This is a genomic window from Gordonia polyisoprenivorans NBRC 16320 = JCM 10675, assembly GCF_000241325.1.
In the GTDB taxonomy this organism is placed as follows: Bacteria; Actinomycetota; Actinomycetes; order Mycobacteriales; family Mycobacteriaceae; genus Gordonia; species Gordonia polyisoprenivorans.
In genome coordinates this window covers 42897-63854 of sequence record NZ_BAEI01000019.1, presented here as the reverse complement: position 1 = coordinate 63854, position 20958 = coordinate 42897, and the positions used below count along the sequence as shown (strand labels likewise).

The window sequence follows — 20958 nt, the reverse complement described above, 5'->3', positions numbered from 1 at the left end:
GTCCAGCATTGAGAATGCCTCGTCTCCAAGTCAGGGGGTCTACACGTGCCCACACGAGGGTCGTCCGCCGACGAACCGGTCCGCGTCGACGCGGCACACCTGGTGGCCGTCGCCGCCGACTTGCTGGCCGAACACGGACCGGCGGCGTTGACCGCTCGACGCATCGCCGACGCCGCGGGTACATCGACAATGGCGATCTACAGCCGATTCGGGGGCACCGGGGCCCTGCACGCGGCGCTGCGAGCCAACGGATTCGCCCATCTCGCCTCCCTCACCGATGCGGCGACCACCGAGGTGGACGATCCCGTGACCGCGCTGGCGGCCGCATCGTTGGCATATCTCGATTTCGGTGTGGCACAACCGCATCGGTACCGTTTCATGTTCGTCGAACCGGCTCCGGGCGACGAGCCGGGACGCACGGCATTCGCGGCGCTGCGATCATCGATCGAGAAGTGCCTTGCAGCCGGCCGATTCCGCCCGCACCCCGAGCATGCCGACTCCGACGCCGCGGACCCTCCCACGATCTGGGCCGCCCAGCTCTGGGCGATCACGCACGGGGTCACGAGTCTGGTGCTCACCGGCACGGTGCCCGCTGCGGCCGCCCGCCACGTTCTGTGCGACGGTCTGACACGCCTGTACATCGGATACGGCGACGATGCCGAGCGTGCGGCGCGGTCGGTGGCCGACGCATGAGCCGACGCCGGATCGGGGTTGACAGATGGTTGGCATCGTCGCTGAATGGACCCATGGCTGATCCGGTGACGGCGTTCGCGCACTATCGGGTGCGAGAGGGTCGGGTCCCCGAGTTCCTCGAGCTGGTTGCCCGGCACGGGCCGATCCTGCGCCGGCTCGGGCTGGCGACAGAGACGCCCACCCGTGTGTATGTCGGCGCGGAGAAGCAGATCGACGGTCCACTCGTCATCGAGGTCTTCGAATGGATCGACGACGAGGCGTCGGCCCGAGCCCACACTCACCCTGAGGTGAGCGCGGTGTGGACAGCGATGGGCCCCTTGTGTGAGGAACGCGGCGGACGGCCGCCATTCGAGTTCCCCAATGCTCGAGAGGTGATCCTGCCCTGAGCGTGCGTCTGCTCGAGGGACCGAGGAAACTCGACGACATCAACGCGCGGTTCTCAGCGCTCGTGTCGGCGAAAAAGAGTGGAGCCTAGGAGATTCGAACTCCTGACATCTGCCTTGCAAAGGCAGCGCTCTACCAACTGAGCTAAGGCCCCGGGTTCGGGTGGTGGGCCTAGGAGGACTTGAACCTCCGACCTCTTCGTTATCAGCGAAGCGCTCTAACCGCCTGAGCTATAGGCCCCTGAACCGAGGACTGAGATTACCCGACGGGGTGGTGAGAAACCAAAACGGTTCCCACCAACGCCCGTGAGCTGCGCAGATGAGCCTCGGCGCCCGAACTAGTCGAGATCGGCCAGGGTGATCTCGAGACCGCCGACGAGGTCGGCGACCAGGTTGTAGATGTAGGAGCCGATGGTGCCCAGCGCGGTGATCAGCACGGCGTTGACCACACCGAGTACGGCCGCGTAGAAGAACACGCTGCCGGCGCCGATGATGTCGCTTTCCGACGTCGAGCCGTCGGTGGTCACCAACGTGCCGAAGGAGCTGTTGACCTGCTCCCAGACGCCCATGCCGTCGAGCACCAGATACAGCACGGCGACGGCGATCATCCAGATGACGAAGCCGACGATCGAGAGCACGCCGGCCACCTTGAAGGTCGCCCACGGGTCGAGCCGACGGATCTGCACCGCAGCGCGCAGCCCGCGGCCCGAAGAGCCGACCTGGGCCGGCGCCGAGCGTGCAGCGGAGCCGGCGGCCTTCGCCGGGTCGACCGCCGCAGCTCGGGCGGTCTCGGTGTTGGTGTGGTGGATCTCGTCGAGATCTGGCAACTCGGACTCCAGGGAGGGATCCCGCGCAATGTTGCGGGTGGGGGTCTCGGTGAAGCGACCACGCGGTACCTCGGCGGTCGCGGTGGACGCACCCGCCGGCGAATCGAGCTTCTTCACCGGCGCCTGCTGACCACTCATGCTGGCTGCGGCGGTGCCGCTACCGGTCACCACACCACGCGGAGGGGGCCCGCCAGGACGCCCCCCGGCGGGGATCTGCTCGGTGGTCCCCGCGTCGGGCACGGGAGCCTGCGCACTTCCGGTGGCCTCGGGTCCGGCCACTCCGCCCGGGCCGCGCTGCCACGGAGGAACCAGCCCGCCGCCGCGAGGCGGACCCGCCTGGGCTGCCGGGCCACCGGACGCGGTCGACGGCGTGGACGGGGTCTTGTTGTCCGGGTCGTTCGGTTGGCTCACTGGTGTCATTTCCTCCGGTTGCGCACGTTGGGTCCACCCTAACGGTTGTGGCCGTCACACAAGACGAGCCACGACGCTGCAATGGCGTCGTGGCTCGTGCCTGTGTCCGGTATGCCCGTCGGATCAGGCGGTCGGTTCCGGATCCGGCTCGTCGGCGTTGCGGGCGATGGCCAGCAGTGTGGTGCCCTCGTCGAGGTTCATCAGGCGCACACCCTTGGTCTGGCGTCCGGCCTTGCGGACCTGACGGGCCGCGGTGCGGATGACACCACCCCCGGAGGTGATCGCGTAGAGCTCGGAGTCGTCGTCGACGATGAGCGCGCCGATCAACGTGCCACGGCGCTTGTCGTGCTGAATGGTCAGCACGCCCTTGCCGCCCCGCCCCTGCACCGGGTAGTCCTCCATGCCGGTGCGCTTGGCGTAACCGCCGGAGGTCGCCACCAGCAGGTAGGTCCCCTCGCGCACGACATTCAGCGACAGCAACTCGTCGTCGGCGTTGAACCGCATGCCCTGCACACCGGAGGTCTGCCGGCCCATCGGGCGCAGCGCCTCATCGTCGGCGTGGAAGCGGATCGACTGTCCCTTGCGGCTGACGAGCAACAGATCGTCGTCGGCACTGCACAATTGGGCGCCGACGAGCTCGTCCTCGCCGCGCAGGTTGATCGCGGCGATACCACCGGACCGGTTGGAGTCGAAGTCCTCGAGCTTGGACTTCTTCACCAGGCCGTTGCGGGTGGCGAGCACGAGATACGGTGCGTCGGTGTAGGTCTTGATCTGGATGACCTGGGCGATTCGCTCCTCCGGTTGGAACGCAAGGAGATTCGCGACGTGCTGCCCGCGTGCGGTGCGGTTGGCCTCGGGGAGCTCGTAGGCCTTGGCGCGGTAGACGCGACCCTTGGTGGTGAAGAACAGGATCCAGTCATGCGTCGAGCAGACGAAGAAGTGCGCGACGATGTCGTCCTGCTTGAGCCCTGCCCCCTGCACACCCTTGCCGCCGCGTCGCTGACTGCGATACAGGTCGGTCTTGGTGCGCTTGGCGTAGCCGGTCTCGGTGATGGTGACGACGACGTCCTCGCGGGCGATCAGATCCTCGTCGGCGACGTCACCATCGGCGGCGATGATCTGGGTCCGTCGCTCGTCGCCGAACTTCTCGACGACCTCTCGAAGCTCGTCCCGCACGATCGAACGCTGACGCTCGGGCTTGTCGAGAATGTCCTTGTAGTCGGCGATCTCGCGTTCGATCTCGTCCAACTCGTCGATGATCTTCTGCCGCTCCAACGCCGACAGTCGACGCAACTGCATGGCGAGGATGGCATCGGCCTGGATCTCGTCGATCTCGAGTAGGTCCATCAACCCGGTGCGGGCTTCGTCGGTGTTGGCCGACGCACGGATCAGCGCGATCACTTCATCAAGGGCGTCAAGGGCTTTCACCAGACCGCGCAGGATGTGGGCGCGCTCCTCGGCCTTGCGCAACAGGTAGCGGGTGCGCCGCACGATGACGTCGATCTGGTGGGCGACGTAGTAGCGGATCATCTGATCGAGGCGCAGGGTGCGCGGCACGCCGTCGACGATCGAGAGCATGTTGGCACCGAAGCTGGTCTGCAGCTGGCTGTGCTTGTACAGGTTGTTCAGGACGACCTTGGCCACCGCGTCACGACGCAGGGTGACGACGATCCGCAGGCCGACACGATCGGAGGAGTGATCCTCGATCTTGCTGATGCCCTTGAGTTTTCCCTCGTTGACCTGCTCGGCGATCGATTGGATCATGTTGTCCGGGTTGACCTGGTAGGGCAGCTCGGTGATCACGATCTGCGTGGCGCCGCCCTTGGCCTCCTCGATCGCGGTCACACCGCGCATGCGGATCGACCCGCGACCGGTGGTGTAGGCGTCCTTGATGCCCTGACCACCGACGATGAGGCCGGCCGTCGGGAAATCCGGGCCCTTGATCCGCTCCATGCAGGCGTCGAGGGTGGTCTCGTCGTCGGCCTCGTGGTTCTCCAGCGCCCAGAAGATCGCCTCGGCCACCTCGGTGAGATTGTGCGGCGGGATGTTGGTGGCCATACCGACGGCGATACCGCCCGAACCGTTGATCAGCAGGTTCGGGATCCGCGCGGGCAAGACCGTCGGCTCGTTGGTCTTGCCGTCATAGTTGGGCGTGAAATCGACGGTGTCCTTGTCGATGTCGCGCAACATCTCCATGGCCAGCGGGGTGAGCCGGGCCTCGGTGTAGCGCATGGCGGCCGGACCGTCGTTGCCGCGGGACCCGAAGTTGCCCTGGCCGTCGATCAGCGGGTAGCGCATCGACCACGGCTGGGCCAGGCGTACCAGCGCGTCGTAGATCGCCGAGTCGCCGTGCGGATGGTAGTTACCCATGGTCTCGGCAACGGGTTTCGCCGATTTCACATAGCTGCGATCGGGGCGGAAGCCGGCGTCGAAGGAGGCGTAGAGCAGTCGCCGGTGCACGGGTTTGAGGCCGTCGCGGACCTCGGGTAGTGCGCGGCCGACGATCACGCTCATCGCGTAATCGATGTAGCTGTTCTGCATCTCCTGGCCGAGATCGACCGGTTCGACGCGATCGCCTTCCCCGCCGGCGGGCGGGAGCGTGGTGTCAGTCATGAAAAGTCCTCACAGATGTGGTGTCCGGTCAGGCGTGGTGCGTGACGTCAGACATCAAGGAAGCGAACATCTTTCGCGTTGCGGGCGATGAAGCTGCGGCGCGCGACGACGTCTTCACCCATCAGCACCGAGAACAGCTCGTCGGCTGCGGCGGCGTCGTCGAGGGTGACCTGGCGCAGTGTGCGGGTGGCCGGATCCATGGTGGTCTCCCACAACTCGCTGGGGTTCATCTCACCGAGGCCCTTGTAGCGCTGGATGCCGTCGTCGGTGTTGATCTTCTTGCCGGCCTCGAGGCCGACCTGGATCATGGCATCACGCTCACGGTCGGTGTAGGCGTACTCGGCCTCGGCGCCCTTCTGCCACTTGAGTTTGTAGAGCGGCGGCTGGGCGAGATAGACGTGCCCGTGTTCGATCAGCGGGCGCATGAACCGGAACAGCAGGGTCAAGAGCAGCGTGGAGATGTGCTGTCCGTCGACGTCGGCGTCGGCCATCAGCACGATCTTGTGATAGCGCAGCTTGGCCAGGTCGAACTCGTCGTGGATGCCGGTGCCGAAAGCGGTGATGATCGACTGGACCTCGGCGTTCTTGAGGACGCGGTCGATACGGGCCTTCTCGACGTTGATGATCTTGCCGCGCAACGGCAGGATCGCTTGATACATCGAGTCCCGCCCGGTTTTGGCCGAGCCGCCGGCCGAGTCACCCTCCACGAGGTAGATCTCACACTTGGACGGGTCGTTGCTGCGGCAGTCGGCGAGCTTGCCGGGCAGACCGCCGATGTCGGTGGCGCTCTTGCGCCGCACCAGCTCTCGAGCCTTGCGCGCGGCCTGACGCGCATGGGCGGACTCGACGGCCTTGTTGATGATGATCTTGGCCTCGGCCGGATTGGCCTCGAACCAGTGCTCGATGTGCTCGCCGGAGGCCTTCAGCACGAAACTCTTCACCTCGGTGTTGCCGAGCTTGGTCTTGGTCTGACCCTCGAACTGTGGATCGGACACCTTGACCGAGATCACCGCGGCCAGACCCTCACGGATGTCATCGCCGGTGAGGTTGTCGTCCTTCTCCTTGAGCAACTTCTTCTCGCGCGCATAGGAATTCACCACGCGCGTCAGTGCCGCACGGAAGCCCTCCTCATGCGTACCACCCTCATGGGTGTTGATGGTGTTGGCGAAGGTGTGCACCGATTCGGAGTAACCGGCGTTCCACTGCATCGCGATCTCGACCTCGTGGCCGGTGCCCTTGCCGGTGAATCCGATGACCGACTTGTGGATCGGGTTCTTGGTGCGGTTGAGGTGCTTGATGTAGTCGATCAAACCGTCCGGATAGTGATAGGTCCGCGTCTTGGGTTTCGTTGCGGCAGCGGCTTTTTCCTCGTCGGACTTGATCTCTTCGGCGGTCTCGGTGGTGCCCTCCTCGCCCTCGCCGTTCGGGTCGCCGGGCGCCTCGACGGCCTTGGGTCGCCGGTCGGTGAGGGTGATGGTGAGGCCCTTGTTGAGGAAGGCCATCTCCTGCAGTCGGCGCGCGACCGTCTCGGCGTTGAACGAGGTCGTCTCGGTGAAAATCGACGCGTCCGGCCAGAACCGCACCGTGGTGCCCGTCTTCCGGGTGGGCTCCCCCTTGACCAGGCCGTCCGGCTTGGAATCGGTGAAGGTCTCCGACCAGTGGAAACCGTCGACGTCGATCTCGACCTCGACCTTGGTCGACAGCGCGTTCACCACGGAGATACCGACGCCGTGCAAACCACCGGAGACCGCATAGGAGTCGGAGTCGAACTTGCCGCCGGCGTGCAGCTGGGTCAGGACGACCTCGACGGTGGGTACACCGGTCGCGTGCATGCCGACCGGGATGCCTCGACCGTCGTCGACCACCTCGACGCCACCGTCCTCGAGCAGGGTGACGTCGACCTTGCTGGCGAATCCGGCCATCGCCTCGTCGACGGAGTTGTCGACCACCTCCCAGATGAGGTGATGAAGGCCACGTTCGCCGGTGGACCCGATGTACATACCGGGTCGTTTGCGCACGGCCTCGAGACCCTCGAGGATGCTGATCGATTCGGCACCGTACTCGGACGGCTTCTTCCGGGGCTTCTTCGATCCCGAACCACCGGTCTTGTCACTGCTGTCGGCCACGAGGTGCGTCCGCTCCTGTTCTGATCGATTTCGACCCGACGGTCATGAGATGATCAGCACAAAAGCGCCCGCACGACATGCTGTGGTCGGACGAAATCGTCCGCTGTCACCGCTGCCATCGCGGGCGGCTGATCCCCCTGTCGGGACAACTCTCAATTCATTGTACTGCCTCAGTCAGTCAGAAACCCACATCTGGTGCCGCTGATTTGCACACAGACCGATTTTTTCCGGCATCTGCCGGTCCGGTCGTGGTCTGAGGATGAAATATGGCTCAGAGTCGACGTGACGCGGAAAACTGTCGGTGGGGTGGAGTAGCACGTCACGCTGCACTCCGCCGGCTTGTCCGAGTCACCGGCTCCACCGGGTCATCCGTACGTGTCGCGGGGTCCGCGTCCACGCACGTGCCGCTCCCCCTTGCGCCACGACGGGCCCTTGGGTCCGGTGATCTTCAGTGACGTGACCATTCCGTCGCCGATCGCGGCCGCGATCTTGGCAAGGATCTGCGCCTGCACGTACCGCAGCTGCGTCGCCCAGGCCGTGGATTCGGCCTGGACGTATAAGACGTTGTCGCGCAACGATGTCGGTGTGGCATGCGCGGAGATGTCGGAGCCGACGATCTGCTCCCACATGCCGAACAAGGTGCCCTCGGCGATGCGCGGCTGCCATCCCCGTTCGCGGGCCAGTCCACCGACGAGGCGCCCGAAGGGCTGCGGATCCCGTGCGTCCGGACCGGATCCCGACCACCGCCGACGACCACCCTGGCGCACGCCGGACCGCCGCCGCGGTGGCGACGCGCGACCCTGACCGACCGACTTGCCGGCGGCACGCGCCGAGGCCCTCGCCTCTTCCAACGCGCGACGCGCACGCTCGTAGCCGGTGAGTCCATCGGCGGGCGCCGCGGAGCCAGTCCCCGGTGATCCCGTGTCAGGCGCCCCCGTGTCGGGCTGATCGGTCATGACGTCAGTCTCCCCGGCGGGTCTGACACGGCCGTCTCCGACACCTCAGGTTCTGCGACATCGCGTTCTGGGCCGTCGGGGTCTGGGCCCTCGGGGTCTGGGCCGTCGGGGTCTGGCGTCTCGGCTGCCGGCGCGACCACCGAGTGCCGGACCCCGTCCTCTTCGATCATGTTCACCGCGATCCGCCGACCCCCGACTCCCTCGGGGACGTCCTCGGCGACGGCAGCGGTGATGATCAGCTGCTCGGCACCCGCGGTGAATTCGGCGAGTTTGCGACGTCGCGTGGCGTCGAGTTCGGCGAACACGTCGTCGAGCATGATCACCGGTTCGACGCCCTCGGCTCTGGCGAGTTCCACCGATCCCAGTCGCAGCGCGAGCGCGAGCGACCACGATTCCCCGTGGCTGGCAAAGCCTTTCGCCACGTCGGTACCGAGAACGAGATCGACGTCGTCGCGGTGCGGCCCCACCAACGACAACCCGCGCTCGATCTCCTTGCCGCGGATCTCGCCGAGCCGGGTCAACAGCGCCGCCTCGATGGCCTCCGGGTCGGCGGATTCTCCTGCGGCAGGCACGATCTCGTCGCCGACACTGGGCCGATACCGCAGCGTCGCCGGTCGCGAGTGCGGCGCGATCGCCGCATACGATCCGGCGAAATGCGGTTCGAGGTCACCCAGAACGTCGATCCGTGCGGCGGTCACCTGCCCACCGAGAGCGGCGAGTTGGGCGTCCCAGACATCGAGTGTCGAGATCACCGAGTCGGCGTCGGATCCACCGCGCCGCATGGCCGCACCGGCCGTCTTCAACAGCGCCGAACGTTGTCGCAACACCTTGTCATAGTCTGAGCGTGCCGCGGCGAATCGTGGACCACGTTGTGCGACAAGCTCATCGACGAAGCGTCGACGGTCACCCGGATCGCCTCGTACGAGGAGGAGATCCTCGGGGGCGAACAACACCGCGCGCAGAACGCCCAGAAGATCGCGCGGCCTGCGCTGGGGTGCGGTGTTGAGCCACGCCTTGTTGGAACCTTCGGCGTTGATCTGCAGGGACGCGGTCAATTCCCGGCCGGCGTTCTCGACGGTGGCGGTCACCAGCGCCGACGTCGCCGACGAACGCACCAGCGGCGCGTCGGTGCTGACCCGGTGGGATCGCAAGGTGGCCAGATAGAACAGCGCCTCGACCAGGTTGGTCTTGCCGAAACCGTTGCGGCCGGTGATGATCACCGGTCCGGACGCCAACTCCACGTCCACCCGCGGCCACGAGCGAAAGTCACGCAGATGCAGTTCACGGACGAACACGGCTAGCCCGCCGAGGTGTCCGGCGGCGAGCCGGTCTCCCCCACCGAGCGGCCCGTGGTGTCGCGAACAGCGTGCCCGCCGAACTGATTTCGCAGTGCCGAGACAGCCTTGAGGGCCGGCGACCCGTCCTGGCGGGAGGCGAACCGGGCGAACAGCGCGGCCGAGATGACGTTGGCCGGAACCGAGTGCCGGATGGCCTCCTCGACGGTCCAGCGACCCTCGCCCGAATCGGTGGTGTAATCCGAGATCTCCGCCAGCCCCGGATCCTCCTGCAGCGCGCGCACCAGCAGGTCGAGCAACCACGAGCGGATCACCGTGCCATGGGTCCAGGCCCGCAGGGTGCCTTCGACGTCGGTGATCAGGGGTTCGGCCGAGAGCAGCTCGTAACCCTCGCCGTAGGCGTGCATCAGGCCGTACTCGATACCGTTGTGCACCATCTTCGCGTAATGACCGGCACCCACCGGCCCGGCGTGCACGAAGCCGTCGGCGCGTTCGCCCTCGGGACGCAGCGCGTCGAAGATCGGCATGACGCGTGCGACATCGGCGTCGGCACCGCCGGCCATCAGACCGTAGCCGTTCTCCAAGCCCCACACGCCGCCGGACACACCGCAGTCGATATATCCGATTCCCTTGGCTTGCAACAGTTTTGCGTGCTCGAAGTCGTCGGTGTAGCGCGAGTTGCCACCGTCGATGACGATGTCACCGGCCGACAACTCCTCGGCCAGTGAGGCCACGGTGGTGCGCGTCGGATCGCCGGAGGGCACCATCACCCAGATCACGCGGGGCGCATCGAGTGCGCCGACCAGATCGGCGAGGGTCTTGACGTCGGAGACCTCGGGACGCGGGTCGTAGCCGATCACCTCATGCCCGGCGCCGACGATACGGGTGCGCATGTTGGCACCCATCTTCCCCAGACCGACAAGTCCCAGCTGCATCGCGATCCTCTCGAAGGTGGTGGTGGCGATCCGCTTCTGATGTGGAAACCGTTGTGTAGGAACGTCTTCGGGGTGGAACATCTTCGCCGGAGAGGCGAACCGGCTCAGCCCGGCAGGCGGACCGGCATGAGCAGATAGCTGAAGGCGCTGTCGGGAGCGACGAAGGCACCGGACTCGTCGGCGACCGGCTCATCTCCGGTCGACACCCGCAGCACCGCCGGGCGACTGGGTGTGGTGAACCCGAAATCGACGGACTTGGCGTTGATCGCCGACAACCCGTCCTGCAGATAGCCGGGGTTGAACGCGATCGTCAGCGGCTCACCACGGAACTCGACGGGAAGCTCTTCCTCGGCCTTGCCCGCCTCGTCGCCGCCGGCGGTGAGTAGCACCGATCCCTCGGTGAATTCCATCCGCACCTGAGCTCCGCGCTCGGCCACCAGTGCCACACGCTTGATCGCCTCGATCAGGGGAGCGCTCTCGACGGTCGCGACGGCGGTGTGAGCGGCCGGCAGCAGCTGACGGAACTTGGGGAACTCGGCGTCGAGCAGGCGCGTCGTGGTCTGCTTCGACTCGCCGAGAATGCCAAGGATGCCTTCCGAGCCGATGGCATCGCCGGATCCGAACGCGAGTCGAACAGCCCCGGTGCCCTCGGCGCCTGCCGTCTTCGCGCTCTCCGACAAAGTCTTGGCGGGCACGAGGACCGCTCCACTGACGTCGGGCTGGGCCGGATCCCACTCGAGTTCACGCACGGCCAACCGGAAGCGGTCCGTGGCGGCGAGGACGACGGTGTTGCCCTCGATCTCGACGCGCACACCGGTCAGCATCGGCAGCGTGTCGTCACGGCCGGCGGCGATCGCCACCTGCGACACGGCCTCGGCGAACCGGTCGGCCGGGATGGAGCCGGTGATCGCGGGCACGTCGGGCAGCTGCGGGTAATCCTCGACCGGCATCGTCGGCAGCGAGAACTTCGCGCTGCCACAGGCGATGGCCACCCGGGATCCGTCGAGCGTGACATCGACCGGCTTGTTGGGCAGCGCCCGCGTGATGTCGGCGAGCAGGCGTCCCGATACGAGGACCTTGCCCGGTTCGGCGATCTCGGCGGCGATCGATTCCTGCGCGGAGACCTCGTAGTCGAAACCAGAAATCGTCAGACCGGCGTTGGCGTCGGATCCGGTCTCGTCAGGAGCCTCGAGAACGACGCAGCCGAGCACCGGCACCGGCGGACGGGACGGCAGGCTTCGGGCGACCCAGGCAACCGAATCGGAGAACTCGTCGCGCGCGACACGAAACTTCATAACTGGGGATGCGCCCTTCTCTCGTCTGCCTTGGTTGCTGTGCGGGGTCGGTGTGCGGGCCGGCATGGATGCGCTCAAGCGGCGTGTGGGCACGCGCTCGGTGCGAATCGGGAATTCCCACTCTAGAACGCCGACGCGTGCGGGTGGGCGGTTGGGGTCAAGTCGCCACGCCGCGAATCGGCGATCTCCACGCCGACCCCGGAGTGGGTGTGTACACACATCCTTCTTCAAAAGAGATTTCTTGAAAGAGAGATCAACAATAGTCATAGGAGCTGTGGATCCTGTGGAGATCGTGGTGTTTGAGCAGGCCATGTGCCTGATCGGGGTGTGCACAGTCGTGGGATGAGCCGTGGAGGTGCGGCGCGGTTGATGTGGATGACGAGTGTTGTTCGATTCCTGTCCACCTTCGATGCACATATCTGCGGGCTCGATCCCAAGGTCCATCCACAGGGCGGCGGGCACGGATTTCCGGCGTCGAGAGCTCGGAGATCCGTGGGTGAGGACGGCGCGTCGGAACCACAGAAGGCTCGCGTGTGAGTTGAGAGTTGATGCCCGTGGGGTCGGTGACCCGTGCCCAACCGGGTCAGCGGTCGGCGCGCTGCTTGATGCGGGCGGTGAGTTCCTGCACGTGGTCGTAGACCTTGCGCCGCTCGGCCATCTCCTTGCGGATCTTGCGTTCGGCGTACATGACCGTGGTGTGGTCGCGGTCGAAGGTCTCACCGATCTTGGGCAGGGAGAGGTCGGTGAGCTCGCGGCACAGGTACATCGAGATCTGCCGGGCCTGGGCGATCGCTCGGGTCTTGCCGGGGCCGCGGAGTTCGTCGACGGAGATGTCGAAGTACTCGGCGGTGATGGCGAGGATGCCGGCGGCGCTGATCTCGATGGTGCCGGAGTTGGGCAGCAACGCCTGCAGCACGACGTCGGCCAGTGATTTGTCGAGCTCGGTGTTGTTCAGCGACGCGAATGCGGTGACCCGGATGAGAGCACCCTCGAGCTCGCGGATGTTGCGTTCGATCTTCGACGCGATGAGCTCGAGCACATCGTCGGGGACCGCGATGTTGTCCATCTGGGCCTTCTTGCGAAGGATCGCGATCCGGGTCTCCAGATCCGGCGGCTGCACATCGGTGATCAGGCCCCACTCGAATCGAGTGCGGAGCCGATCCTCGAGTGTCGCAAGCTGTTTCGGCGGGCGATCCGAGGAGATGACGATCTGCTTGCTGGTGTTGTGCAGCGTGTTGAAGGTGTGGAAGAACTCCTCCTGGATACCTTCCTTGCCGATCAGGAACTGGATGTCGTCGACGAGGAGGACGTCGACATCGCGGTAGCGGCGTTTGAACGCGACCCGCCGATCGTCGCGCAGGGAGTTGATGAAGTCGTTGGTGAATTCTTCGGTGGAGACGTACTTGACCCGCATGCCCGGGAACAGACGCTGGGCGTAGTGGCCCGCGGCATGGAGCAGGTGGGTCTTGCCCAGCCCCGACTCGCCCCAGATGAACAACGGGTTGTAGGCGCGTGCGGGCGCCTCGGCGACGGCGACGGCCGAGGCGTGCGCGAATCGATTCGACGCGCCGATCACGAAGGTGTCGAAGGTGTACTTCGGGTTCAGACTGACCGGCGTTCCCGATGCGGAGGCGGTGGAGGTGGTGGGTCGCTCGGCGAAATACGACGACCACTCGGCGCCGGGGGTCGCGTTCGGCGCGCCCGGACCGGAGGAATCGGTTGCGCCGGAGTAGCCGGCGCCGGTCGGAGTCGGGTGCGGGAACGAATCGGACGGTGCTCGGTGCTCTCGGCCCGCGAAACCCTGTCCCGCCAACGGTCCCGATCCGTCGGGGGACGGGCGACCGGGCGCCGACGGATCGATCGGGCGGCCGGGCCCGGATTCGTCGAATGCCGTGTGAGACAAGGGAATCGGATTGGTGGAGGCACCGGAGCCGACCGAATCGGTGGTTGCCGGATCGGGTGTCTCCTCGAGTGGCGCGGGCGTGGCGGTCCGCACCCCGAGGTCCACGGGCTGGCCGAGATGACGACTCAATGTGGTGCGGATCGTGTCGCGCAGATTGCGTTCGATCTGTTCCTGAACCAGTGGTGTCGGCACGGCCAGCAGGGCGAATCCCTCGGCCAGCGTCAGTGGCTGAACGAGGGACAGCCAGGCCTTCTGCTGACGGCTGAGAGGCTCATGATGGGCGGCGTCATCGTTGAGTTCGGCGACAACCTGCTTCCAGACCTCGCCGAAGGAGTCGCGATCCGATGTCACACTGACCCTCCTGCTCGACGCCTGCTCACCACCGACGCCTGCTCTTCATCACTGCTGCGAAGGCCGGCGGCGTGCCCTACCGGCTTCCGCCTCCGACGAAACTACCAGCATCGGCGGGGGTCGGTCGGGGGTGGACGGATACCACCTTGGCGGGGTCGGGCGGACTTGTCCACACACTTATCCACATCTGTGAATAAAAGGAGATGGAAGATCGGCGCTGCGGGTCGTGGTCACCGTATACCGTCAATGGGATGTGACTGGCGTCAATGGGACGTGCCTGGCGAAACCGTAACAGACCTGATCGGGCGCCGACAAAGGAAACGAGCGGTCGATCCTCCGATCGGGGGAACGCGTCGGGCTGGCCTGCACGATCGGTGCTCGTTTGATTTGGCCGGGTTCACTCCCGTACTCTCGACTGGTCATCCAGGTTGCGGATTTGCGGTGGATCACGTCATCAGCAGCGTCGTCGAGCACTCGGCGTCGGTGCGGGGGGCGCCACCACCCCGGCACTAGTCCGGCACCGCGTCAGGATAAGCAGAGACCACCACAGGATGTGGGAACGCGAGCCATCGGCGTGCCCATGTCACCGAGCACAAGGAGTCACCGTGGCCAAGGGAAAGCGGACTTTCCAGCCCAACAATCGTCGTCGCGCACGCGTGCACGGCTTCCGGCTGCGTATGCGCACCCGTGCGGGTCGTGCCATCGTCAACAGCCGTCGCAGCAAGGGCCGCGCGAAGCTCACGGCCTGATCTCGACTTGCGCTGCCGGTCGTGACCACAAGTCCGGCCGGCTTCGTGTTGTTCGATGATGTCGGCCCAACATGGGATCTCTCGTGGATCCGACTTCTCCCGCACGCTGAAACGCGGTGTGCGGACCTCGACGCGTGATCTTGTGGTCAGCGTCGCCGTGGTGCCGTCGATCTGGCCGGACCCGTCGGGACGTCGTACCCAGGTGGCGATGTCCGGCGGGCCCTGGCTGGGGCTGATCGTCAGCAAGTCCGTCGGCCCCGCAGTGGTTCGGCATCGAGTGGCCCGTCGGCTGCGCGCGGCCTTCCGCGATGTCCGCGGGCGGGTTCCGGCCACCGAGACCTTCGTCGTCGTCCGCGCCCTCCCGGGCGCCGCACATCGCTCCAGTGACGAACTGGCCGATCAGCTGCGAGAAGTGATGGGACGTAAGCGTGTTCGCGAGCTTGCAGCGCGTTCCGCAGGGGTCGACGTCGCCGGCGCCGGGGTGTCGGCATGACCGATGTCGAGCCCCTCCCCCACTGCTGCACGCCCACCGCCATCGAGGACTCGCGGTCAACGCGGGTCATGCGATGGATCCATCTGTTCCCGCGGCGCGCGCTGATCTTTGTCATCGAGCTGTATCGCACCTGGGTGTCGCCCCTGCGACTGCCGACATGTCGGTTCGAGCCGACCTGCTCGGCATATGCGGTCGAGGCGTTGACCCGACACGGGTTCTTCCACGGCGGTGCGCTGGCGGTGATCCGGCTGCTCAAGTGCGGACCGTGGCACAAGCCCGGCTATGACCCTGTCCCCGATCGAGGATTCCGCCATCCGCCGGTGCCCTCGCAGGTGACGCGGCGTGATGGCGCGCAGAGCGACGTCGCTCACGGAGACCTTTCTCAATCGGACGACCTTTCTCAATCGGACGCGGCGGAAACGTCGTATCGCATCGCCGACGACGGCGTACGCGCATCTATGGAAGTGAGGGATAGCTGACCCGTGCTGAACTTCATCTATTGGCCGGTATCCGCGATCATGTGGTTCTGGCACTGGCTGTTCGACTTCATCACGCCGGACTCTCCCGGCGGTAACGGCGTCGCCTGGGCACTGTCGGTGGTGTTCCTCGTGTTCACCCTGCGTGCGATTCTCTACAAGCCCTTCGTGAAGCAGATCCGCACCACGAAGAAGATGCAGGAGATCAACCCACAGCTGCAGGCGATCCGCAAGAAGTACGCCAAGGATCGGGTCAAGATGACCGAGGAGATGCAGAAGCTGCAAAAGGAGCACGGGTTCAATCCCCTGCTCGGCTGCCTCCCGATGCTGCTGCAGGTCCCCGTGTTCATCGGCCTGTTCCACGTGCTGCGGTCGTTCAACCGCACCGCACACGGTATGGGTCAGCTCGGCATGTCGCCCGAGGAAACACGGTCGGTCGGCAACTACATCTTCAACGTCGACCAGGTGCAGAACTTCCTCGACGCTCGCCTGTTCGGGGTGCCGCTGTCGTCGTTCATCACCGAGCCGAAGACCGAGTGGGCGGCGTTCGTCCAGCCGGGGCAGCCGATTGACTTCACGCGAGTCGACATCGCCATCGTCGTCATCCCGATGATGATCATCGCGTCCATCGCGACCCACATGAACTCCCGGGCGTCGGTCGCACGTCAACCCGAGGCCGCGCTCGAGAATCCGCAAACCCGGATGATGAACATGCTCGCGCTGTACATCTTCCCGCTCGGCATCTTGGTCACCGGCGCATTCTTCCCCGTCGCGATCCTCCTGTACTGGATGAGCAACAACGTCTGGACCTACGGGCAGCAGCACCTCGTCTTCGGTCGCATCGCCAGGGAAGAAGAAGAGGCCCGACTGGCCAAACAAGAGAAGTTGAAGGCCAACGCTCCCAAACCCGGGGTCAAACCGGACCGCACCAAGAAACTCGGTGACGGTCAGGGGTCGGAGAACGGTGTGGACCTCGAGAAAGCCGACGGTGCGGAAGAGGCTTCCGACAACTCGGCGGAGAGCACCAAGAACGCATCGCTGATGGAACGACTCACCAAGGCGCTCGGGATCGGTGGGGCCGGCAGTGCGAAGGCGAGTGGCTCGAAACATGAGGACTCGAAAGCTGACGCCTCGACATCCGCGGCCGCGACTGAGTCCGAGGCGGCAGGCGCGTCCGGTTCTGGGGCGTCTGGTTTTGGGTCGTCCGGTTCCACGGGGAACGGGAATGGGTCCGCACCCGCCAAGCCGAAGCCGGGACAGAAACCTGCGGCGCAGACTTCCGGAGGGTCGGGAGCCAGGCCAAAAAATCAGGGGTCGAAGAAGGGCGGAAAGCGAGGCGGCCGCAAGGGCGGCCGGCGCTGAACCGTTTGCAGTACTCCCCCATCACGGGCCGGGTCATACCGGCGACCGCGCCAGACATCGCAAGTACGAGTAAGAAGGTGGAACCGAGATGACAGCTGAGACCGCGACGCACGGCGAATCAGATGTGACGGAACCCGAAGTGACCGAGTCTTCTGAGACTGAATCTCCTGTGACCGAGTCGGACGTCAAGGAGTCCGGAGTTGCGGAACCTGAGGTCGCCGAGTCGGAAGAGACCGGTGCTGAGGACGACGGTGCTGAGGACGACGGCGACCGTCTCTTCGAAGAGGGAGAGATCGCCGGCGATTATCTCGAGCAGCTCCTGGACGTGTTGGACTTCGACGGCGACATCGATCTCGACGTCGACGGGGACCGCGCGGTGGTGAGCATCGACGGTGGCGACGATCTCGCGAAGCTCGTCGGCCGCAAGGGTGAGGTTCTTGACGCGCTGCAGGAGCTGACGCGTCTCGCGGTCCAGCAGGTGACCGGCGACCGTAGCCGGCTCATGCTCGACATCGCACGGTGGCGGGCGGACCGCCGCGATCGGCTGGCGCGTCTTGGGACCGAGGTGGCCGAGCGAGTCCGGGACAGTGGCGGCCGCGAAGCGCTGGATCCGATGACCCCGTTCGAGCGGAAGATTGTGCATGACGCCGTCGCGGCTGTGGATGGCGTCATCAGCGAGAGTGAGGGCGTTGAACCCAAGCGTAAGGTCGTCGTCATCAAGGTCGACTGACGATCAGCCGCGGCACGCGGCATGCTCGGTGCCATGAAGTCGACCATGAGGTCGGTAGTGACGAAGTCCCGGCTTAGCGCCGGGACTTCGTCATTTCTGGCCCTGCTAATTACACATCTGTAATTCCTGGTGCTGTGATGTTCTCCGCGGCGAAGGTCCGTGTTTCACGTGGAACATGTGGCGTGGGGAAGACAAACGGAAGGATCGCGTTTCACGTGAAACATGAGAGCGGCAGTGCCGCGCCCGACGACGGTGCGCACCCCTCCCCTCCCCCATCGGCCCATGCGGTGTTCGAGGAGCGGCTAGAACTGGCGATGCGGTATCGCGAGATGCTCGCGACCGACGGCATCACGCGTGGCCTCATCGGGCCGCGGGAAGTACCGCGCCTATGGGATCGCCATATCGTCAATTGTGGGGTACTCGGTGAGGTCATCGCCGACGGGGAGTACGTCATCGACATTGGTAGCGGCGCCGGCTTGCCGGGCATCCCACTGGCCTTGGCACGACCCGATCTCCGCATCACGCTCGTCGAGCCCCTCCTACGACGAACAACGTTCCTGGAAGAGGTCGTCGCGTCTCTCGGGCTGGACGTCACGGTCGTCAGGGGTCGCGCCGAGGAGCGAGCAGTGCGAGCTGAGGTAGGGCTCGCCGATGTGGTGACGTCGCGTGCGGTCGCGCCACTGGACCGTTTGGCTTCGTGGTCTGCTCCACTGATTCGACCCGGCGGGCGGCTGGTGGCGATCAAGGGATCGACAGCGTCCGACGAGATCGAGCGGGACCGCATGGCTGCATCGCGCCGAGGGCTGATCGATCTCGAGGTACGACAGTGTGGTGTCGGCGTGATCGAACCGCCGACTACGGTTGTCGTAGGCGTCCGAAATGATCGTGTCAGCGGGTCGCAGTCATCCAAGAAGAAGCGGGTTGATCGGCGTAGCCGATCGGACTCTCGTGGGTCAGGGAGGTAATTGGTGCGGATCGGTCGCAGGGCGCAGAATAGAAGAGCGTCATCAAGTGGCTCGGAGATCTCTGGTGATGACACCCCATTGGTCGGTCGAAGGAGTCCCCGCGTGGTCCAGCAAGATCGCAACGTTTCACGTGAAACCGTCTCCCCAAGCAAGAGCGCATCGGACCCTCGCATCATCTCTCCCACTACTTCGACGGCCTTGGAGGCATCGTTGGACGACACACCTATCGCCGCCGCGGCCGCCCGAGCCAGCCAGGTGCTGACACCCGGTGCGGCTGGGCGGCTACCCCGCCCGCGGGAGACCCGCGTCCTGACGGTTGCCAACCAGAAGGGTGGCGTCGGCAAGACGACGACAGCCGTCAACCTTGCAGCGGGACTGGCTGTCCACGGCCTCCGTGTCCTTGTCGTCGATCTCGATCCTCAGGGCAACGCCAGTACCGCGCTCGGAATCGATCATCGCGCGCCCGACATTGCCTCGGTGTACGAACTGCTCCTCGGAGAAGTCGGGGTCCGCGAGGCGATCAAACAGAGTCCGAGCAACGAGAACCTCTACTGTGTCCCCGCAACGCTTGACCTTGCCGGTGCCGAGATCGAGTTGGTTTCTCTCGTCGCACGTGAAAACCGCCTTCGGAATGCGTTGAACGACGAGGCGATGGCGGAGTTCGGCTTCGACTATGTCTTCATCGACTGCCCGCCGTCACTCGGTCTGCTGACCGTCAACGCGATGGTCGCGGCGCGCGAGGTGCTCATTCCCATCCAATGTGAGTACTACGCGCTTGAAGGTGTCGGGCAGTTGCTCCGCAACATCGAGTTGGTCCAGGCACATCTCAACAAAGAGCTCCACGTGTCCACGATCCTCCTCACCATGTACGACGGACGCACAAAGCTTGCCGACCAGGTGGCCGAGGAAGTCCGCCGACACTTCGGCGAGAAAGTCTTGTCCACGATCATCCCTCGAAGCGTCAAGGTCTCCGAGGCACCCGGATACGGGATGACGATCATCGAATACGACCCGGGTTCACGTGGATCAATGAGTTACCTCGACGCTGCCCGAGAACTCGCGATGCGCGCCGACACGGCGCCCGTGCCCTGATACCGCCTGATACCGCCTGATACCGAATGTCACCCGAGAGTGTCAGCCCGCCTTGCCCGAGAGGAATCCAGTGAGTCAGAAAGAGACCGCACACCGACGTGGTGGACTCGGCCGCGGTTTGGCGGCATTGATCCCGACCGGTCCCACCGACGAGGACCCGACCGCTCCGAAGCTCGGAGCTGCCGCAGCCGACGTCGTGATCGGCACCGGAAACGGCGGGGGTTCGGCAGCGTCATCGGCAGGCGCACCGAGCCAGAAGACCGCTGCGGCCACAGCCAACGGTGCCGACGCGCCAGGTGCATCCACTCCCCCGGCTCCGATCGGCACACCCGATGAGGTCGGCGCGGTGTACCGGGAGATCCCACCGAAGCTCATTCAGCCGAACCCGCATCAGCCGCGGACCGTCTTCGACGAGGATGCGCTGAACGAGTTGATTCATTCGATCCGCGAGTTCGGTCTCATGCAGCCGATCGTGGTTCGCAAGTTGCCCGCTCCCACCGCCGACGGTGTCGAGTTCCAGATCGTCATGGGCGAACGTCGGTGGCGAGCCAGTCAAGAGGCCGGCCTCGATGCGATCCCGGCGATCGTTCGGGAGACGCCCGACGGTGACATGCTCCGCGACGCACTCCTGGAGAACATTCACCGCGCGCAGCTGAATCCGCTCGAAGAGGCGGCCGCGTATCAACAACTCCTCGAAGAGTTCGACGTGACACATGAGGAGTTGGCCGCCCGACTCGGTCGATCGCGCCCGGTGATCACCAACATGATCAGGCTGCTGAAGCTACCCATTCCGGTCCAGCGACGTGTCGCGGCCGGGGTCCTGTCCGCCGGACATGCGCGCGCGCTGTTGTCTCTCGAGACCGGAAGTGATGCTCAGGAGGCGTTGGCGGCGCGCATCGTCGCCGAGGGACTGTCGGTCCGTGCGACCGAAGAAGCGGTCACTCTCGAGAACCGTGACGGCGGATCGACGGCCCCCTCACCGACCTCCAAGCGCAAACCGATGCAGATGCCCGGTCTCCAAGACCTTGCCGAACGCCTGTCGGATCGTCTGGACACTCGCGTCACGGTCAGTTTGGGTAAGCGAAAAGGCAAGATCGTCGTCGAGTTCGGTTCGGTGGACGACCTCCAGCGAATCGTTGGAGTGATCGATCCGGGTAAGTGATTTCGCCGACGATTTTCCACGACCAACCACCCTCGGGAGTAACGTCACTGTGACGCAACAACGTGAACGCGGAACGATGAACATCGAATATCGTTACAGCACAATCGGTTTCGGTGTGACTGCGGCTTCCGACGGCAATGT

General features: G+C 65.3%; 18 protein-coding genes and 2 tRNA genes. 10 read left to right on the top strand and 10 right to left on the bottom strand.

Annotated features, from left to right (window positions below; genetic code table 11):
* Window positions 1–45: 45 nt before the first annotated feature.
* Entirely contained in the window at window positions 46–693 is a 648-nt protein-coding gene (locus tag GOPIP_RS05715; protein ID WP_006368625.1) for a TetR/AcrR family transcriptional regulator, read from the top strand.
* Window positions 694–746: 53 nt separating this feature from the next.
* Window positions 747–1079 carry a hypothetical protein gene (locus GOPIP_RS05710; protein ID WP_006368624.1) on the top strand — a complete coding sequence of 111 codons (333 nt, stop codon included), beginning with the start codon at window positions 747–749 and terminating at the stop codon, window positions 1077–1079.
* A gap of 79 nt (window positions 1080–1158) precedes the next feature.
* Here the strand turns inward: GOPIP_RS05710 and GOPIP_RS05705 are convergent.
* From GOPIP_RS05705 to dnaA, 10 genes are all read right to left on the bottom strand, one after another.
* Window positions 1159–1231, bottom strand: a tRNA-Ala gene (locus GOPIP_RS05705).
* Window positions 1232–1240: 9 nt separating this feature from the next.
* Window positions 1241–1317: transfer RNA gene (locus GOPIP_RS05700), tRNA-Ile, on the bottom strand.
* A gap of 97 nt (window positions 1318–1414) precedes the next feature.
* Entirely contained in the window at window positions 1415–2323 is a 909-nt protein-coding gene (locus GOPIP_RS05695; RefSeq protein ID WP_035727270.1) for a DUF3566 domain-containing protein, read from the bottom strand.
* Window positions 2324–2437: 114 nt separating this feature from the next.
* Complete coding sequence (gene gyrA, locus GOPIP_RS05690; RefSeq protein ID WP_006368622.1) at window positions 2438–4927, bottom strand: DNA gyrase subunit A; 2490 nt, start codon at window positions 4925–4927, stop codon at window positions 2438–2440.
* Window positions 4928–4974: 47 nt separating this feature from the next.
* Complete coding sequence (gyrB, locus tag GOPIP_RS05685; protein WP_006368621.1) at window positions 4975–7053, bottom strand: DNA topoisomerase (ATP-hydrolyzing) subunit B; 2079 nt, start codon at window positions 7051–7053, stop codon at window positions 4975–4977.
* A gap of 365 nt (window positions 7054–7418) precedes the next feature.
* Entirely contained in the window at window positions 7419–8009 is a 591-nt protein-coding gene (locus tag GOPIP_RS05680) for a DUF721 family protein (protein WP_006368620.1), read from the bottom strand.
* Window positions 8006–9304 carry a DNA replication/repair protein RecF gene (gene recF / locus GOPIP_RS05675; RefSeq protein WP_006368619.1) on the bottom strand — a complete coding sequence of 433 codons (1299 nt, stop codon included), beginning with the start codon at window positions 9302–9304 and terminating at the stop codon, window positions 8006–8008. Before recF ends, GOPIP_RS05680 begins: the two co-directional genes overlap by 4 nt.
* A gap of 2 nt (window positions 9305–9306) precedes the next feature.
* Entirely contained in the window at window positions 9307–10320 is a 1014-nt protein-coding gene (gnd, locus tag GOPIP_RS05670; RefSeq protein WP_020172915.1) for a phosphogluconate dehydrogenase (NAD(+)-dependent, decarboxylating), read from the bottom strand.
* Window positions 10321–10343: 23 nt separating this feature from the next.
* The gene (gene dnaN / locus GOPIP_RS05665; protein ID WP_006368617.1) at window positions 10344–11534 is read right to left on the bottom strand and encodes a DNA polymerase III subunit beta; all 1191 of its coding nucleotides are present in this window, start codon (window positions 11532–11534) and stop codon (window positions 10344–10346) included.
* A 583-nt stretch (window positions 11535–12117) separates the two neighbouring features.
* Window positions 12118–13788 carry a chromosomal replication initiator protein DnaA gene (gene dnaA / locus GOPIP_RS05660; protein ID WP_006368616.1) on the bottom strand — a complete coding sequence of 557 codons (1671 nt, stop codon included), beginning with the start codon at window positions 13786–13788 and terminating at the stop codon, window positions 12118–12120.
* Between the two features lie 605 nt (window positions 13789–14393).
* On the opposite strand from dnaA, the gene rpmH reads away from it, so the two are divergent.
* The 8 genes from rpmH (at window position 14394) to GOPIP_RS05625 (ending at window position 20817) form a co-directional block, all read left to right on the top strand.
* Window positions 14394–14537, top strand: a complete 144-nt coding sequence (rpmH, locus tag GOPIP_RS28180; protein WP_006368615.1) for a 50S ribosomal protein L34 — start codon at window positions 14394–14396, stop codon at window positions 14535–14537.
* A gap of 55 nt (window positions 14538–14592) precedes the next feature.
* Window positions 14593–15030 (top strand): ribonuclease P protein component, encoded by a 438-nt coding sequence (gene rnpA / locus GOPIP_RS05655; RefSeq protein ID WP_026920443.1) that lies wholly within the window; start codon window positions 14593–14595, stop codon window positions 15028–15030.
* Window positions 15027–15509 (top strand): membrane protein insertion efficiency factor YidD, encoded by a 483-nt coding sequence (gene yidD / locus GOPIP_RS05650; protein ID WP_006368613.1) that lies wholly within the window; start codon window positions 15027–15029, stop codon window positions 15507–15509. The genes rnpA and yidD overlap by 4 nt, the downstream gene beginning before the upstream one ends.
* 3 nt (window positions 15510–15512) lie before the next feature.
* On the top strand, window positions 15513–16868 hold the full coding sequence (yidC, locus tag GOPIP_RS05645; RefSeq protein ID WP_006368612.1) for a membrane protein insertase YidC: 1356 nt from the start codon (window positions 15513–15515) through the stop codon (window positions 16866–16868).
* Between the two features lie 169 nt (window positions 16869–17037).
* Window positions 17038–17598: a Jag family protein gene (locus GOPIP_RS05640; RefSeq protein WP_035727266.1), complete on the top strand. Its 561-nt coding sequence runs from the start codon at window positions 17038–17040 to the stop codon at window positions 17596–17598.
* A 314-nt stretch (window positions 17599–17912) separates the two neighbouring features.
* Complete coding sequence (gene rsmG, locus GOPIP_RS05635) at window positions 17913–18563, top strand: 16S rRNA (guanine(527)-N(7))-methyltransferase RsmG (protein ID WP_014362115.1); 651 nt, start codon at window positions 17913–17915, stop codon at window positions 18561–18563.
* Between the two features lie 171 nt (window positions 18564–18734).
* Entirely contained in the window at window positions 18735–19655 is a 921-nt protein-coding gene (locus tag GOPIP_RS05630) for a ParA family protein (RefSeq protein ID WP_043457406.1), read from the top strand.
* A 70-nt stretch (window positions 19656–19725) separates the two neighbouring features.
* Complete coding sequence (locus GOPIP_RS05625; RefSeq protein ID WP_006368608.1) at window positions 19726–20817, top strand: ParB/RepB/Spo0J family partition protein; 1092 nt, start codon at window positions 19726–19728, stop codon at window positions 20815–20817.
* The last annotated feature ends 141 nt before the right edge of the window (window positions 20818–20958 follow it).